This window comes from Kluyvera sp. 1366, assembly GCF_054823405.1.
Genome location: NZ_JBTRDW010000010.1, coordinates 78,620 through 94,566, shown reverse-complemented (window position 1 = coordinate 94,566; position 15,947 = coordinate 78,620). Strand labels below are relative to the sequence as shown.

Below are 15,947 nucleotides of genomic sequence, written 5' to 3'. Positions count from 1 at the left end.
ATTTTGGAGACACGATGACGCTCAACAAGCTGGACCAGGCGACACAGGATGCCGGCATTTCGCTGCGCTTTATCAATGCGCACGGCGAGCCGGAAACCATCAGCGATGAGACCAAACGCGCGTTGCTGGCAGTCATGGAAACGCCAACCGGTAAAGCGCCACCACTGCCGCCGGTGCAGGTATTTGCCGCTCGCAGCAAGCGCCAACTGACGCCACAAGGCAGCGGCACCTTTTCCTGGCAGCTACAAACCGAACAGGGCAAAAGCTTCAGCGGCGAAGTGCAGGGCGGAGAACCGCTCACACTGCCGCCGCGTCTGTCACAGGGTTATCACCAGCTCACGCTGCGCAAAGGTCGCCAGCAGTGGCAAACGCGCATCATCATTGCGCCACGCCGCTGTTTTATCCCGGCATCAGTCGAGCAAGGAGAGAAACTGTGGGGCGCGTTAGTACAGCTTTACACGCTGCGATCGGATGACAATTGGGGCATCGGTGACTTCGGCGATTTGGCGCAAATGCTGGAGAACGTTGCCAATAATGGCGGTGACTTCGTTGGCCTTAATCCTTTGCATGCGCTTTATCCTGCACAGCCAGAACATGCCAGTCCTTACAGCCCAACCTCGCGTCGCTGGCTCAACGTGCTGTATATCGACGTTAATCGGCTGGAGGATTTTCAGCGTAGCGAGGCAGCGCAGCGTTGGTGGCAAAGGGCGAAAACACGCAAAGCGCTGGATCAGGCGCGCGCGGCTGAGTTTGTCGATTACAGCACGGTGGCCAAACTGAAATTGGCCGCGCTGCGCTTTGCCTGGCAGCGCTTTCAGCCGCGCGCCGCTGAAGATGCCGGATTTCAGCAATTTATCGTTGAGGGCGGCGACCATCTGCGTTATCAGGCGGCGTTTGATGGCATTCTCGCCGAACGCAGCCAGCAGCATCCTGATGAATGGGGTTGGACCAACTGGCCGGAAGGCTGGCGCAACGCTTTGCTGCCGGAGGTGCAGCAATGGTGTGCGGAACACGAAGAGGAGATTCAGTTCTGGAGTTGGTTGCAGTGGGTGGCGCAAGAGCAGTTTGCCATCTGCTGTCAAATTAGCCAGCAGCTTGGCATGGAAGTGGGATTATATCGCGACTTAGCGGTCGGCGTGGCGCAAGGCAGCGCGGAAACCTGGCAGGATCCGGAACTGTATAAACTCGGCGCTTCCGTCGGTGCGCCGCCGGATCGCCTCGGTCCACAGGGGCAAAACTGGTGTTTGCCGCCGCTCGATCCACATGTGATGCGCGCGCGCGGCTATCAGCCTTTTATCGACTTGCTGCGCGCCAATATGCGTGACTGCGGCGCTTTGCGTATCGATCACGTGATGGCGCTGCTGCGCTTGTGGTGGATTCCCTACGGCGAAAGCGCGGATAAAGGCGCTTACGTGGCCTATCCGGTTGAGGATCTGCTAGCGATCCTGGCGCTGGAGAGTCAGCGCCATCGCTGCATGGTCATTGGCGAAGATCTCGGCACGGTGCCAAAAGAGATCGTCAGCCTGCTGCGCAAAAGCGGCATTTTCTCGTGGAAAGTGTTGTTCTTCGAGCAGCACGGCGATGGCCGCTATCGTCAGCCGCAAGAGTATCCCGTGCAGTCGATTGCCAGCGCCAGTACCCATGATTTGCCGACGTTGGCGGGATTCTGGAGATATGAGGATCTTTTTCTGGGTCACAAACTGGGCTTGTACCAGGAGAGCGTATACATGTCATTGCTAAGGCAAAGGGATAAACAAAAACAGGCGCTATTGGATGCGCTGCATCAGATGAATACGTTGCCTGCGCGCCACGGTACCGTTGCCAGCCGATTGTCCTTCACACCGATGCTCAATCGCGGCTTCCACCGCTATCTGGCGCGCACTAACAGCGCATTGCTGGGGCTGCAACCTGAAGACTGGCTTGCTATGACTTCACCGGTCAACGTGCCGGGTACGGTAGATGAATATCCAAACTGGCGGCGCAAGTTAAGCGTCACAATCGAAAAGATGTTTAGAGGAAACGTGCCGGGCTTATTGAATGCGGTAAATACCGGGCGCAGGAAGCGTTGAAGAACGCGCGGCAGCGTCGGGTCGCTGCCGCGTGCTTAATCAGTAGTACGAGTGCTCGCCGCGCTGGTGCTCGGTCAAATCGCGCACGCCTTTCAGCTCAGGGAAGGCTGCCAGCAGCTCTTTCTCGATGCCATCTTTCAGCGTGACGTCGATCATCGAACAACCATTACAGCCGCCGCCGAATTGCAGAATGGCGATGCCGTCATCGGTGATTTCCATCAGCGATACGCGACCGCCGTGGCCAGCCAGCTGCGGGTTAATCTGCGCTTGCAGCAGATATTCCACGCGTTCCACCATTGGCGCATCGTCAGAGACTTTCCGCATTTTGGCGTTAGGCGCTTTCAGCGTCAGCTGCGAACCGAGGTTGTCGGTAACAAAGTCGATCTCCGCGTCATCGAGGTACGGTGCGCTCAGCTCATCAACAAAGGCTGACAGTTTTTCGAACTTAAATTCGGTATCAGTCGCTTCTACTGCATCGGGTGGGCAGTAAGAAACACCGCATTCTGCGGTTGGCGTACCCGGATTAATGACGAATACGCGAATCTGAGTGCCATCTTCTTGTTTGGACAGCAATTTTGAGAAGTGCTCTTGCGCAGCATCAGTAATAACGATCATGGCGATTGCTCAATAGTTGACTAAATTACTTGGTTATAATACGCCCAACACCGACGCTCTACAAGGTACGGCACAGGCAACCAATGTGTACGCTGGCCGCGCCTTGCGCCAGCAGGATGCGGCTAATTTCCGCCACGGTACTTCCGGTCGTCACAACATCGTCGATAAGCAGGATATGGCGTCCGCGCACCGGCATTTCAAGGCGAAACGCGCCGCGCAGGTTCTTTTTGCGCGCGCTGGCGCTCAATGAATGCTGAACTGCGCCCTGTCGCACCCGCTTTACCGCTTCGCGATATTCACAGCCCAGCCAGCGAGCCAGCGGTTTTGCTAGCAGCGCCGCCTGATTGTAGCCGCGTTGCCAGGCGCGCCGACGATGCAGCGGTACGCTCAGCACCAAATCTACACGCGGCAGCCGGTAATCACGACGCATTGTTAACAATTTTAACAAAATCAGCCGCGCCAGCATCACTCTGAGTGCGGTTACGCGAGAAAACTTCAGCTGCTGCACCCAATCGCTCAGCGGCGGCAGGTAATCGCTGACGCAGCTCAGGCTCTGCCACGGCGGCGGGCGGCGCAGGCAGCGCCCGCAGGGCTGCATTCCACTGGCCGGTAAACCGCAGCAGGGACAGAGTGCCGGTAGCCGCGGAATTTGCTGCACGCAGCGGCTGCACAAACCGTGGCTGGCAATCTGCAACGGCAGGCGGCATAGCCAACACAGGGCCGGGATTGGTAGCATAGCGACCTCCTTATCACTTTTCCGGAGTGTAACCGATGAGTTCGCTTTACTGGCACACCACAGGCACGGGCGATCGCGATCTTGTGCTGCTGCACGGCTGGGGTTTGAACGCCGAAGTGTGGCAAAACATCGTTCCGCGACTCAGCTCGCATTTTCGCCTGCATCTGGTGGATCTGCCGGGCTTCGGCCGCAGCCAGGGTTTTGCGCCGCTGACCTTAGCGGAAATGGCGCAACAGCTGTTGCCGCAGTTACCCGACCGCGCGGTGCTGCTCGGCTGGTCGCTGGGTGGATTGGTGGCCAGCCAGCTGGCGTTAACCCAGCCGGAGCGCGTTGCAGCGCTGATCACTGTTGCCTCATCGCCGTGTTTTACCGCGCGTGATCAATGGCCCGGCATCAAGCCCGAAACGCTGCAAAATTTTCAGCAGCAGTTGAGCACGGATTTCCAGCGCACCGTGGAGCGCTTTCTGGCACTGCAAACCATGGGCACGGAGAACGCGCGACAGGATGCGCGTCAGTTGAAAGAGGTGGTGTTATCGCAGCCGATGCCGTCGGTTGCGGTGCTGGAAGGGGGATTAGAGATTCTGCGTCAGGACGATTTGCGTGCCGCGCTCGACGATCTGCCGCTGCCGTTTCTGCGCATTTACGGCTATCTCGATGGGCTGGTGCCGCGTCGTGTCGCAGAAGAACTGGATTCACGCTGGCCAGCTTCATCCTCGGTGGTGGTGGAGAAAGCCGCGCATGCGCCTTTCATTTCTCACCCCGATGAATTTACGCAGCTGATCATGACGTTTACCGCAGCCACATAAACTGCCACGCAGCCAGCGTTAAGGGCTGGCTGCCATCCAGCTTCTCCCCGCTAATCACATCCTGCATATGCCGCGCCAGCGGTAACTGTGTCGTCACCTCATGATGGCTGAGATTAAACACACACAGCAAACCCTCATCGCTATCCGGCTGATGGCGACGCAACACCAGCAGGCTATTTTCGCTTTCCAGCAGCGTCATCGGGTTATCGGGATGAAACGCGGGTTGCCGTGTGCGCAATTGAATCAGCGCGCTCAGGCGTTCATACACCTGTTGGCGCAGCGGATTGCCGCCGCTGATCCACTGTTCCATTTCACGCAGGCTGTACTTCTCCCGGTTGATGGCACGGTTGTGACCGGCGGCGCGCACGCCTTCATTATCGTTGCGCGAGCCAAGAATACTTTGAATGTAGATCGCCGGTACGCCAGGAAACGACAGCAGAATCGCGTGCGCCAGCAGGAAGCGGCGCAAACGCGTGTCATCGTCATCGTCCTGCTGATTGAGCGCATCGAAATAGGTGACATTGATTTCGTAAGGGCTGGTGGTGCCATCGGCATTGTTCTTGTAGGAGACCAGCGCGCCTTCCAGTGCTAAATCACGCACCAGCGCCACAATCTCCACTTCCGACAAAATGCCGCGCGCCGGATTGAGTCCAATGCCGTCGTGCGAGGCGAGAAAGTTAAAGAAAGTGGTCGTGCCGCCGCCTAAATCCAGCGTGCTGGCCCATTGACGCAGCGCACGCGCCGATCCGGAATGAATGGCGTGCAGCACCAGCGGCGGCAGCGAAAACTGATACACCATTTGCGCTTCATCTTTGCCGTTACCGAAATAGCTGATGTTGTCTTTGTGCGGCACGTTGGTTTCGGTGACGATCACCGTACCGGGCGCCACTTCATTGGCGATGGCGCGAAACAGCTTCACCAACTGATGCGTTTTCGGCAGGTGAATGCAGTTGGTGCCCGGCGTTTTCCACATGTAGCCCACCGCGTCGAGCCGCACATAATCCGCGCCTTTGTTCAGGTAGTCGAGCAGCACATCGACCATGCGAATCAGCACTTCCGGATTGCCAAAGTTGAGGTCGATCTGGTCGGCGCTGAAGGTGGTCCAGATATAGCGCGTCTCGCCGTCGGCCATCGCAAACGGTGTGAGCAGCGGCGAGGTGCGTGGACGCGTCACCGCGCTGAGATCGGTCGCCGGCGGCATGCTGATAAAGAAATCATCCCAACCCGGATCCTGCGCCAGAAAGTGTTGAAACCAGCGGCTGTGCGCCGACATGTGGTTGCAGACAAAATCAAACATCAGCCGCGTTTCGCTGTGCAGCGCGCTGATGTGCTGCCAGTCGCCGCAAATCGGATTGACCTGGTGATAGTCGATAACCGAGAAGCCATCGTCGGAAGAGTAGGGAAAAAACGGCAACAGATGCACCAGACTGAAAGTGGATTGCAGATGCTGCTGATAAAAACGCGAGAAGCTGGCAAGGGTTGGCTGTTCAGGTTCGCGGAATTGATCGGCATAGGTAATCAGCACCACATCTTTCTCATCCCAATGCGCCTTGCGCGGCAGTTTTACCGTATCGCGCGCGGCACGAATGTGTGAAAGCAGGCGTTCACGCGCCGCGACCGGAAAGCTGCCGTGATAAATCTCATCGATTAAGGCGTTGATAATATCCATTGGATCGCTGGGCCACGCGGAAGGTTATTTTTTCAGCGTAGTTGGATGAGGAGATTTATCAAGCTGATACGCGCGGAGACGAGGGTTTCTCCGCGCGTTATTTACGGCAGGAACTTAGCGTTTTTTACCGAATGCCGCGGCGAGCGCATCGCCCATCGCGCTGTTGCCGGCAGACGAGCTGGCAGGTTTGCCGCGACCTTTGTTATTGGCCGCCGGGCGGGCGTTTTCTTTGCCTGCGCTGCGGTTGCTGCCGCGGGCATTACTTTCACCGGGCTGCTCGTCCAGACGCATGGTGAGCGCAATACGCTTACGCTGCATATCCACTTCCATCACCTTCACTTTGACGATATCGCCGGCTTTCACCACCTGATGAGGATCTTCAACGAACTTGTCGGAAAGGGAAGAGATGTGCACCAAACCATCCTGATGCACGCCGATATCGACGAAAGCACCGAAGTTGGTGACGTTGGTGACGGCGCCTTCCAGCACCATGCCCGGCAGCAGATCGTTGAGCGTTTCCACGCCTTCAGCAAATTGCGCGGTTTTAAACTCCGGACGTGGATCGCGGCCCGGTTTTTCCAGCTCTTTGATGATGTCTGTGACCGTGGGCAAGCCGAAGCGCTCATCGGTAAAGTCGCGGGCATTCAGATCGCGCAGACCGCCAGCATTGCCCATCAGCTCATTCAGCGCCTGCTCGGTGGCGGCCAGAATGCGCTCGACCAGCGGATAGGCTTCCGGGTGCACGGTTGAGGCATCCAGCGGGTTATCGCCGTGGTTGATGCGCAGGAAGCCCGCGCACTGCTCAAAGGCTTTCGGCCCGAGGCGGCTCACTTTCAGCAGCTGCTGACGGTTCTGGAAGCGGCCATTTTCATCGCGCCAGCTAACAATATTCTGCGCCATCATGCGGGTTAAACCGGCCACGCGGGTCAGCAGCGCCACAGACGCGGTGTTGAGATCGACACCGACGGCGTTTACGCAGTCTTCCACTACCGCATCCAGCTTCTTCGCCAGCTGGCTTTGGCTGACGTCGTGCTGATATTGGCCTACGCCGATCGATTTCGGATCGATCTTCACTAGCTCGGCGAGCGGGTCCTGCAGGCGACGCGCGATGGAAACCGCGCCACGGATGGAAACGTCGAGATCCGGGAACTCCAGCGCCGCCAGCTCAGAGGCCGAATAGACCGATGCACCGGCTTCGCTGACGATCACTTTCTGCGCGTTGATTTGCGGGAACTGCTTCTGCACGTCGAGGAAGAAGCGCTCGGTTTCGCGCGAGGCGGTACCGTTACCAATCGCCACCAGTTCAACCTGATGTTTGGCGCACAGCGCCGCCACAGCCGTGGCCGCTTTCGCCGCCTGGCCGGTGTGCGGATAAATGGTATCAGTGGCGACCAGCTTGCCGGTGGCATCTACCACCGCAACTTTCACGCCGGTACGTAAGCCTGGATCGAGGCCCATGGTGGCGCGCATGCCCGCAGGCGCGGCCATCAGCAGATCGTGCAGGTTACGGGCAAATACGTTGATGGCTTCATCTTCGGCGCGTTCACGAAGGGTGCCCATCAATTCAGTTTCGAGGTGCAGCAGCACTTTGATGCGCCAGGTCCAGCTCACCACCGCTTTACGCCAGCTATCCGCTGGCGCGTTATTCAGGCGCAGCTTGAGGTGTTCGGCGATCAGCGTTTCGCCATAGCTTTCACGCGGGGCTTCGTCGAACTGCGGATCGGCATTCAGCGACAGCTGCAGCACGCCTTCATTGCGGCCGCGGAACATCGCCAGCGCACGGTGCGACGGTACGCCGCTCAGCGCTTCGTGATGATCGAAGTAGTCGCGGAATTTCGCGCCTTCTTCCTCTTTACCTTCCACCACGCGCGAAACCACATGCGCGTTCTTCCACAGATATTCACGCACTTTCGCCAGCAGCGTCGCGTCTTCGGCAAAGCGCTCCATCAGGATGTAGCGCGCGCCATCCAGCGCAGCGCGCACGTCGGCGACACCTTTGTCGGCATCAACGTAGCTGGCGGCCAGCTGCTCGGGATCCTGCGATGGGTCCTGCCACAGCGTATCGGCCAGCGGTTCCAGACCGGCTTCAATAGCGATCTGTCCGCGCGTGCGACGCTTCTGTTTGTACGGCAGGTAAAGGTCTTCCAGCTCGGTTTTGTTCAGCGTGCTGTTGATGGCGGTGGCGAGTTCAGGCGTGAGTTTGCCCTGTTCGTCGATGGATTTCAGAATCGACTGGCGACGATCGTCCAGCTCGCGCAGGTAACTCAGACGGCTCTCCAGCAAACGCAGCTGAGTGTCGTCGAGTCCGCCGGTCACTTCCTTACGATAACGTGCGATAAACGGCACGGTGTTCCCTTCATCAAGTAAGCGAACGGCAGCATCAACCTGGTCGGCGCGTGCCTTCAGCTCACCTGCGATAATCTGGCTCAGTGAATCTTTCATCATCATTAACAATGCTTACACAGGGTTGGAAATAGCGGACAGTTATACGGAATGAGGCCGAAAATTGCCAGCCGGTGGCCTGTGAATCCGTCTTTTTCTGAATGCAGCGCGCGCAATCTTGCTGATGGTCAATCGGTCGCTTATTGTTAGCCTCTTTGCTGCGAAGAACCGCCGTCACCACGAGTTGAAGTCATGAAAACCCAACTGATTACCCGCGAAGGCTATAACAAGCTGCGTGCCGAACACGACCATTTGTGGAACGAAAAGCGTCCGGAAGTCACCAAAATCGTCTCCTGGGCTGCCAGCCTCGGCGATCGTTCGGAAAACGCCGATTACACCTACAACAAGCGTCTGCTGCGCCAGATCGATCGCCGGGTGCGCTATCTGCGCAAATGCCTCGCCGATCTGAAAATCGTCGATTACGCGCCGCAGCAGGAGGGCAAAGTGTTTTTCGGTGCCTGGGTGCAAGTGGAGAATGAGCAGGGCGATGTGAAGCGTTTCCGCATTGTTGGCCCGGATGAAATTTATGGCGAGACGATGAAAGAGTACATCTCGATCGACTCGCCGATGGCGCGCGCGCTGATCAAGAAAGAAGTGGATGACGAAGTGGTGGTCAACACGCCGGAAGGGCAGAAGCTGTGGTTCGTCAACAGCATCGACTATGTCAAAGAGACGCCCTGAAACGGGTAATCGCCGTTAGTGTAGTACTCAACACTCTTTCGCAAAACGCACACATCGTCGCGGCGCAATTGACTGCGCGATTAATCGCGCCGCGACGTAATGCGGTACTGGATAGCAGAGGTGAACTGAATGGCCGTGATGCGTTATTTACCGGCCTGGGTCGCGGTGGTGGTTGAGGTACCGCTGCCACCTTTGTCGCCGCCGCCCATGGTCGCCAGCGCCACGCCGAGCAGCGCGCCTACCGCGCCAACACCGATCGCGTCAGAGTTACCCTTCGCCGTCGTGGATGCCTGCGCGCCAGCCGCTTCGCCCGCGCTGGTGGCCGCCTGAACCTGAGTGAAGCTGGTCAGTACCAGTGCGCCCAGCAGAATTACCGTTTTTTTCATTTTTCTCTCTCCACATGAACTCAATAACAACAGGTACGAATCCAGTGTCGGAGATCGAGAGAAGCGAGGAAAGAGGAGATTACTGATTGATTTGTAGGAATTAATTTAACACTGGCCTTGTTTTTCATCGCTCGGGAATTGTTCCGAAAACAGATGCGCATTCCGCAAGAGAAATGCCCTATTTTATGCTGCCATCACTCCAACTCAGGCCTATTCTTCACCATCACCTTAAGTCAAATCGCCCTGAACGCCTCTCTGGCGGCGGGATTTTTTGTCATGAACCAGTAACAGAAAGAAAATGCGCCAAATTTTCAGATAAGCGCTAAGCGGCTTGAAAGCACAGATAAAAAACGCGAAGCGAAGCGCATTTCAGGGTCAAAAATAAATATAAGCTGCTGTTTAATATGCTTTGTAACAATTTCGGCTAGAATATAAACCATTAATGACTGTCACACTGAGGCCTCTTTTTTTAACAATATTGGCTCAGGCAATGGCGCCTTTGGGAGTTGAACATGCAAGAGAACTACAAAATTCTGGTCGTCGATGATGATATGCGTTTGCGTGCGTTGCTGGAGCGCTATCTCACCGAGCAGGGCTTTCAGGTGCGTAGCGTTGCCAACGCCGAGCAAATGGACCGACTGTTAACCCGCGAATCCTTCCACTTGATGGTGCTCGACTTGATGCTGCCGGGCGAAGATGGTTTGTCTATCTGCCGCCGTTTACGCAGTCAAAGCAACCCTATGCCGATCATCATGGTCACCGCGAAAGGCGAAGAAGTGGATCGTATCGTCGGTCTGGAAATCGGTGCGGATGACTACATTCCAAAACCGTTTAACCCGCGCGAACTGCTGGCGCGTATTCGTGCCGTATTGCGTCGTCAGGCCAATGAGTTGCCGGGCGCGCCTTCGCAGGAAGAAGCGGTTATCGCCTTCGGTAAGTTCAAGCTGAACCTCGGCACCCGCGAGATGTTCCGTGAAGATGAGCCAATGCCGCTGACCAGCGGTGAGTTTGCTGTGCTGAAAGCGCTGGTGAGCCACCCGCGTGAGCCGCTGTCACGCGATAAGCTGATGAACCTGGCGCGTGGCCGTGAATACAGCGCCATGGAACGCTCCATCGACGTGCAGATTTCGCGTCTGCGCCGCATGGTGGAAGAAGATCCGGCGCATCCACGCTACATTCAGACCGTTTGGGGTCTTGGCTACGTATTCGTTCCGGACGGCAGCAAAGCATGAGGCGATTGCGCTTCTCACCTCGCAGTTCGTTTGCCCGCACCTTGTTATTGATTGTTACCTTGCTGTTCGTCAGCCTGGTAACAACCTATTTGGTGGTGCTCAATTTCGCCATTCTTCCCAGTTTGCAGCAGTTCAATAAGGTCCTCGCGTACGAAGTGCGTATGTTGATGACCGATCGGCTGCAGCTGGAAGACGGAACGCAGTTGGAAGTGCCACCGGCCTTCCGACGCGAAATTTATCGTGAGCTGGGCATCTCGTTGTATACCAACGCGGCGGCGGAAGAGAGCGGTTTGCGCTGGGCGCAACATTACGAATTCCTCAGTGAGCAGATGGGCCAGCAGCTGGGCGGTCCCACCGATGTCCGTGTCGAGGTGAATAAAAACTCGCCGGTGGTGTGGCTGAAAACCTGGCTGTCGCCGGATATCTGGGTGCGCGTGCCGCTCACCGAAATCCATCAGGGCGACTTCTCACCGCTGTTCCGCTACACGCTGGCGATTATGCTGCTGGCGATTGGCGGCGCCTGGCTGTTTATCCGCATCCAGAACCGACCCCTGGTGGATCTGGAGCATGCGGCGTTGCAGGTCGGTAAAGGCATCATTCCACCGCCGCTGCGTGAATACGGCGCGTCGGAAGTGCGTTCGGTGACGCGGGCGTTTAACCAAATGGCGGCAGGTGTGAAGCAGTTGGCCGACGATCGTACCTTGTTAATGGCGGGTGTCAGCCACGATTTGCGTACGCCGCTGACGCGCATTCGTCTCGCTACTGAGATGATGGGCGAGCAGGATGGTTATCTGGCCGAGTCGATCAACAAAGATATCGAAGAGTGCAACGCGATTATCGAGCAGTTCATCGACTATCTGCGTACCGGTCAGGAGATGCAGACAGAGCGTGCCGACCTCAACAGCGTGCTGGGCGAAGTGGTGGCGGCAGAGAGCGGCTACGAGCGCGAGATTGAGAACGCGGTGATGTCCGAGGATTTGATGCTGGATATCAACCCGCTGTCGATCAAGCGCGCGCTGGCGAATCTGGTGGTCAACGCGGCGCGTTATGGTAATGGATGGATTAAGGTCAGCAGCGGCAAGGAGCTGAACCGCGCGTGGTTCCAGGTGGAAGATGATGGTCCGGGCATCAAGCCGGATCAGCTACAGCATCTGTTCCAGCCGTTTGTGCGCGGCGACAGCGCGCGCAGTACCAGCGGCACCGGTCTCGGTTTGGCGATTGTGCAGCGTATTATCGATGCGCATGAAGGCTCGCTGGAGATTGGTGACAGCGACCGGGGCGGATTGCGGATTCGTGCCTGGTTGCCGATTCCGGAAGGCAGCAGCGCTACGGCGGTGGCGAGTATCAATCACAGTGCGTGATACCCGGCGGGCATTTATGCCCACCGGGTTTTCACATCACAACTGCGGACCCGCCTGCACTAGCGCTTTACCCGCATCGTTATCGGTATATTTCTCAAAGTTAGTAATAAAGCGCTGCGCCAGATCCTGCGCGGCTTGCTGCCAGGCCGCTTCTGTCGGCCAGCTGCGGCGCGGATCGAGAATCGCGCTATCCACCTGCGGCAGAACTTTAGGCATCTGCAGGTTGAACACCGGCAAGGTGTCAGTCTCAACCTCATCCAACTCCCCAGCCAGAATCGCATTGATGATGGCGCGCGTGTCTTTCAACGAAATGCGCTTGCCGCTGCCGTTCCAGCCGGTATTCACCAGATACGCCTGCGCACCTGCCGCTTCCATGCGCTTCACCAGCACGTCGGAATATTGCGTTGGGTGCAGCGTAAGGAACGCCGCGCCAAAGCAGGCAGAGAAGGTGGGCGTTGGCTGCGTGACGCCGCGCTCGGTGCCGGCCAGTTTGGCGGTAAAGCCAGACAGGAAATGGTATTGCGTCTGTTCCGGCGTCAAGCGTGAAACCGGCGGCAGCACGCCAAAGGCATCGGCGGTAAGGAAAATCACCCGCTTCGCATGGCCCGCTTTCGACACCGGCTGCACGATGTTCTCGATATGCTCGATCGGATAAGAGACGCGGGTGTTCTCGGTCTTGCTGCCGTCGGCGTAATCTACGCTGCCATCGGCGCGCACCACCACATTTTCCAGCAGCGCATTGCGGCGAATCGCCCGGTAGATCTCCGGCTCCGCCTGCTCAGACAGATTGATGGTTTTGGCGTAGCAGCCGCCTTCAAAGTTGAACACGCCGTCGTCATCCCAGCCGTGTTCGTCATCGCCAATCAGCTGGCGATCCGGATCGGTGGACAATGTGGTTTTACCGGTGCCGGACAGGCCGAAGAACACCGCCACATCGCCCGCTTTGCCGACGTTAGCCGAACAGTGCATTGAAGCGATGCCTTTCAGCGGCAGTAGGTAGTTCATGATGGCGAACAGGCCTTTCTTCATCTCGCCGCCGTACCAGGTGCCGCCAATCAGCTGCATGCGCTCGGTCAGGTTGAAGGCGACGAAGTTCTCGGAGTGCAGACCTTGCGCCTGCCAGTCTGGATTGGTGCACTGCGCGGCGTTCATCACCACGAAATCCGGTTTGAAGTCAGCCAGTTCGGCTTCGCTCGGGCGGATAAACATGTTTTTGACGAAGTGCGCCTGCCAGGCCACTTCCATCACGAAGCGCACGCTGAGGCGCGTGTCAGGATTGGCACCGCAGAACGCATCAATCACAAACAGGCGTTTGCCGGAAAGCTGCTGGGTGCAGCGATCTTTCAACGCCTGCCAGGTTTCCTGTGACAGCGGCTGGTTATCATTTTTGCCGTTGCCGACATCGTTCCACCACAGCGTGTCGCGCGTGGTGTCATCCCGAACGATGTACTTATCTTTTGGCGAGCGACCCGTGAAGATGCCGGTATCCACGGCAATAGCACCGCTCTGCGTCAGAATGCCTCGCGCATAACCTTCCAGCTCTGGGCGAGTTTCTTCCTGAAACAGGGTGTCGAAATCAGGGTTGTACACCACTTCGGTGGTGCCACTGATGCCCATAGAGGCGAGGTCTTGCGATGTCAGGCCGTTAACGCGCATGTGACTGCTCCTTTAATCGGTATCTGTTACTGCATATTTTTTATGGGTGATTCTGCCGCCTGCCTGCATAGCCACGCAGGGCAGATCGCGCGCAGTGTACTCTTCTGAGCACAGCGGAAAAGAGAAGATAGTCAGAAATGCGAGCTGGAACGTGACAAGTAGAGAAATCTGCCACTTATGAAACTAAAGTCAGCGTTATTTAGCTAATAACCGTGATAAATGATAGGGATACGTTCAGCAGGAATGCGGGCGGATGAACCGCCCGGCAGGTAATTAATGCACGTGATCGCTGTTGTTGGTTGGCGCGTTACGAATGGCGGCAATATCCACTGCATCGAACACGTAATGCGATCCGCAATAGTCGCAATTCATATCGATTTCGCCATCCTCTGCGAGGATTTCGTCCACTTCCTCAACCGGCAACGTGCTCAGCACTTCACCGCAGCGCTCGCGTGAACAGGTGCACTTGAAGCTGACTGGCGACGGATCGAACACGGTGGCTTCTTCCTGATGATACAGGCGCCACAGCACGTCGGTGGCGGGCAGCTCAATCAGCTCTTCGCTCTTCACGGTTTCGGTCAGCGTGGCGAGGTGATTGAAATCATCCAGGCTCGGTTCTTGCGCTGGCAGCACCTGCAGCAGAATACCCGCTGCGCCTTTGTCGCTGGTGCGGATAAACAGGCGCGTTGGCAACTGCTCAGAACGCATGAAGTAATCTTCCAGACAACCCGCCAGCGTATCCGCTTCCAGGCCAACCACGCCCTGATAGCGCTCGCCTTTCTCTGGCGAAATGGTGATCACCAGATAGCCGTTACCGACCATCTCTTTCAGGCTGCTGCCGGGTGCGATCTCCGCGTCTTCTTGCACGCGCGCCACGCCACGCAACTCCTGACGGTTGTTACCGTTGATCACCGCCAGCGTCAGCGGACCGTCGCCCTGTAACTGCACCGTGATATCACCGTCAAACTTCAGCGTTGCCGTTAGCAGGCTGGTGGCTACCAGCAGCTCGCCCAGCAAGGTTTTTACCGGCTCAACGTAGTGGTGATTTTCGACGATTTCACGCCAGGTTTCGCTCACATTGACCAGCTCGCCGCGCACGGCGACGTTTTCGAACAGGTAACGGTGCAGTTGATCGTTTGCAGACATAGTGTTTCTCTCGTTGGGGGCGCGTTATTTATCACCCGACAATTTAAATTTCATCAGATCGCGGCGCTCTTTCTTATCCGGGCGGCGATCGGGGTGCGGCATGGTTAAGGCATTCATCTTGCGTGCCAGCGCGGTTTTCTCGCGCTTGTCGATGCTGGCGGCGGTTTCGGCATACAGCGCCTGGGCTTCGCTGGCCGGACGACGCTGATCGGTCACGGCGGTGATCACCACGGTGCGCTCATCGTTGCCCTGACGCAGCGTCAATTCAGCATTGAGCTCCACCAGTTTGCTCGGCTTGCTGCGCTGACCGTTGTAATGCACTTTGCCGCCTTCGACCATTTCGCGTGCCAGCGCACGCGTTTTGTAGAAGCGCGCGGCCCACAGCCATTTGTCGAGGCGCACGCCTTCGCTCACTTTCTCTTTCATGGTATTGCGGCTCCTGCTTTAACGCAGCGTCTCACACAATTGGCGATAATCGCGTACCGCCGGATGACGCTGGAAAGATTGATCGGGCCGACCGGAATCCGGATTGCTGACGCCTAAGCACCAGCGGATGCCCCAGCGTGTTGCTGCATCCAGAATCGCTTCGCTGTCATCAATGAATAGCGTGCGCGCGCTGTCAAACGCAGTGTGTTGCTGAACGGCTTGCCAGAGACGCGGATCCTCTTTCGGATATCCAAAGGTATGGGTGGAAAGTAATAAATCAAGGTGGGCAGCTAATCCGGTCTGCTCCAGTTTCACATCCAGATTGTAAGGATGCGCATTGGTCAACAGAATCGTGCGCTTACCTGCGGCACGCAGCGCCTGCAATAGCGGCAGCGTATCTTCACGCATTGCCGCGCGGTGGCGCTTTTCCCACGTCATGGCGCGAATATCCAGCGCCAGTTCCTGCGACCAGTAATCGAGACAATACCAGTTTAGCGTATGCACCACGGCCTGGTATTTCTGCTCAATCAGCTGATGCGCTTCGTCCAGCGTGATGGCGCGTTCGCGGCTCAGGGTTTCCGGAACGTGTTCCAGCCAGAAGTGGCGATCAAAGGCGAGATCGAGCAAGGTGCCGTCCATATCCAGCAGCACGGTATCAATCTCTGACCAGTTAAGCGTAACCTGCATTGTCTTTCTCGCCGCAAAAAAGTGGGCGACAGGGT

14 protein-coding genes are annotated in these 15,947 nt (G+C 57.2%); 5 read left to right on the top strand and 9 right to left on the bottom strand.

Features of this window, described 5'->3' with window-relative positions; translation table 11 throughout:
* Positions 1-14: 14 nt before the first annotated feature.
* The gene (malQ, locus tag ACVLVH_RS20775; protein ID WP_498950007.1) at positions 15-2,069 is read left to right on the top strand and encodes a 4-alpha-glucanotransferase; all 2,055 of its coding nucleotides are present in this window, start codon (positions 15-17) and stop codon (positions 2,067-2,069) included.
* Between the two features lie 39 nt (positions 2,070-2,108).
* On the opposite strand, the gene nfuA is transcribed toward malQ, so the two are convergent.
* Both nfuA and gntX read right to left on the bottom strand, forming a co-directional pair.
* The gene (gene nfuA, locus ACVLVH_RS20770) at positions 2,109-2,684 is read right to left on the bottom strand and encodes a Fe-S biogenesis protein NfuA (RefSeq protein ID WP_064741235.1); all 576 of its coding nucleotides are present in this window, start codon (positions 2,682-2,684) and stop codon (positions 2,109-2,111) included.
* 58 nt (positions 2,685-2,742) lie between these two features.
* A complete protein-coding gene (gene gntX, locus ACVLVH_RS20765; RefSeq protein ID WP_101762685.1) occupies positions 2,743-3,420 on the bottom strand; it encodes a DNA utilization protein GntX in 678 nt (225 codons plus the stop codon).
* Positions 3,421-3,455: 35 nt separating this feature from the next.
* On the opposite strand from gntX, the gene bioH reads away from it, so the two are divergent.
* Positions 3,456-4,226 (top strand): pimeloyl-ACP methyl ester esterase BioH, encoded by a 771-nt coding sequence (gene bioH, locus ACVLVH_RS20760; protein WP_498950006.1) that lies wholly within the window; start codon positions 3,456-3,458, stop codon positions 4,224-4,226.
* On the opposite strand, the gene ACVLVH_RS20755 is transcribed toward bioH, so the two are convergent.
* Positions 4,210-5,895 carry an alpha-amylase family glycosyl hydrolase gene (locus tag ACVLVH_RS20755; protein WP_498950005.1) on the bottom strand — a complete coding sequence of 562 codons (1,686 nt, stop codon included), beginning with the start codon at positions 5,893-5,895 and terminating at the stop codon, positions 4,210-4,212. The two genes, bioH and ACVLVH_RS20755, sit on opposite strands and share 17 nt — an antisense overlap.
* Positions 5,896-6,009: 114 nt before the next feature.
* Positions 6,010-8,337, bottom strand: coding sequence for a Tex family protein (locus ACVLVH_RS20750; RefSeq protein WP_110867721.1), 2,328 nt, complete (start codon positions 8,335-8,337; stop codon positions 6,010-6,012).
* A 192-nt stretch (positions 8,338-8,529) separates the two neighbouring features.
* Between ACVLVH_RS20750 and greB the strand changes: the two genes are divergently transcribed.
* Complete coding sequence (gene greB / locus ACVLVH_RS20745) at positions 8,530-9,018, top strand: transcription elongation factor GreB (protein WP_101762682.1); 489 nt, start codon at positions 8,530-8,532, stop codon at positions 9,016-9,018.
* Positions 9,019-9,161: 143 nt separating this feature from the next.
* On the opposite strand, the gene yjbE is transcribed toward greB, so the two are convergent.
* On the bottom strand, positions 9,162-9,404 hold the full coding sequence (gene yjbE / locus ACVLVH_RS20740; protein ID WP_101762681.1) for an exopolysaccharide production protein YjbE: 243 nt from the start codon (positions 9,402-9,404) through the stop codon (positions 9,162-9,164).
* 512 nt (positions 9,405-9,916) lie between these two features.
* On the opposite strand from yjbE, the gene ompR reads away from it, so the two are divergent.
* Together ompR and envZ are read left to right on the top strand one after the other, a co-directional pair.
* Complete coding sequence (gene ompR, locus ACVLVH_RS20735) at positions 9,917-10,636, top strand: osmolarity response regulator transcription factor OmpR (RefSeq protein WP_001157751.1); 720 nt, start codon at positions 9,917-9,919, stop codon at positions 10,634-10,636.
* Positions 10,633-11,997, top strand: a complete 1,365-nt coding sequence (envZ, locus tag ACVLVH_RS20730; RefSeq protein ID WP_101762680.1) for a two-component system sensor histidine kinase EnvZ — start codon at positions 10,633-10,635, stop codon at positions 11,995-11,997. The genes ompR and envZ overlap by 4 nt, the downstream gene beginning before the upstream one ends.
* Before the next feature lie 36 nt (positions 11,998-12,033).
* Here envZ and pckA read toward each other — a convergent pair whose 3' ends face one another.
* From pckA to yrfG, 4 genes are all read right to left on the bottom strand, one after another.
* Positions 12,034-13,653 (bottom strand): phosphoenolpyruvate carboxykinase (ATP), encoded by a 1,620-nt coding sequence (pckA, locus tag ACVLVH_RS20725; protein WP_101762679.1) that lies wholly within the window; start codon positions 13,651-13,653, stop codon positions 12,034-12,036.
* Positions 13,654-13,926: 273 nt separating this feature from the next.
* Positions 13,927-14,799: an Hsp33 family molecular chaperone HslO gene (gene hslO / locus ACVLVH_RS20720; protein WP_192414824.1), complete on the bottom strand. Its 873-nt coding sequence runs from the start codon at positions 14,797-14,799 to the stop codon at positions 13,927-13,929.
* 24 nt (positions 14,800-14,823) lie between these two features.
* Positions 14,824-15,225, bottom strand: coding sequence for a ribosome-associated heat shock protein Hsp15 (gene hslR / locus ACVLVH_RS20715; protein WP_101762677.1), 402 nt, complete (start codon positions 15,223-15,225; stop codon positions 14,824-14,826).
* Positions 15,226-15,243: 18 nt separating this feature from the next.
* Positions 15,244-15,912: a GMP/IMP nucleotidase gene (gene yrfG / locus ACVLVH_RS20710; protein WP_192414826.1), complete on the bottom strand. Its 669-nt coding sequence runs from the start codon at positions 15,910-15,912 to the stop codon at positions 15,244-15,246.
* Positions 15,913-15,947: the final 35 nt, after the last annotated feature.

Coding starts and splice junctions, on each gene's coding strand:
- malQ (WP_498950007.1), top strand. CDS start 15: ATGACGCTCAACAAGCTGGACCAGGCGACACAGGATGCCGGCATTTCG.
- greB (WP_101762682.1), top strand. CDS start 8,530: ATGAAAACCCAACTGATTACCCGCGAAGGCTATAACAAGCTGCGTGCC.
- ACVLVH_RS20750 (WP_110867721.1), bottom strand. CDS start 8,337: ATGAAAGATTCACTGAGCCAGATTATCGCAGGTGAGCTGAAGGCACGC.
- yjbE (WP_101762681.1), bottom strand. CDS start 9,404: ATGAAAAAAACGGTAATTCTGCTGGGCGCACTGGTACTGACCAGCTTC.
- envZ (WP_101762680.1), top strand. CDS start 10,633: ATGAGGCGATTGCGCTTCTCACCTCGCAGTTCGTTTGCCCGCACCTTG.
- hslR (WP_101762677.1), bottom strand. CDS start 15,225: ATGAAAGAGAAAGTGAGCGAAGGCGTGCGCCTCGACAAATGGCTGTGG.
- ompR (WP_001157751.1), top strand. CDS start 9,917: ATGCAAGAGAACTACAAAATTCTGGTCGTCGATGATGATATGCGTTTG.
- nfuA (WP_064741235.1), bottom strand. CDS start 2,684: ATGATCGTTATTACTGATGCTGCGCAAGAGCACTTCTCAAAATTGCTG.
- ACVLVH_RS20755 (WP_498950005.1), bottom strand. CDS start 5,895: ATGGATATTATCAACGCCTTAATCGATGAGATTTATCACGGCAGCTTT.
- gntX (WP_101762685.1), bottom strand. CDS start 3,420: ATGCTACCAATCCCGGCCCTGTGTTGGCTATGCCGCCTGCCGTTGCAG.
- hslO (WP_192414824.1), bottom strand. CDS start 14,799: ATGTCTGCAAACGATCAACTGCACCGTTACCTGTTCGAAAACGTCGCC.
- bioH (WP_498950006.1), top strand. CDS start 3,456: ATGAGTTCGCTTTACTGGCACACCACAGGCACGGGCGATCGCGATCTT.
- yrfG (WP_192414826.1), bottom strand. CDS start 15,912: ATGCAGGTTACGCTTAACTGGTCAGAGATTGATACCGTGCTGCTGGAT.
- pckA (WP_101762679.1), bottom strand. CDS start 13,653: ATGCGCGTTAACGGCCTGACATCGCAAGACCTCGCCTCTATGGGCATC.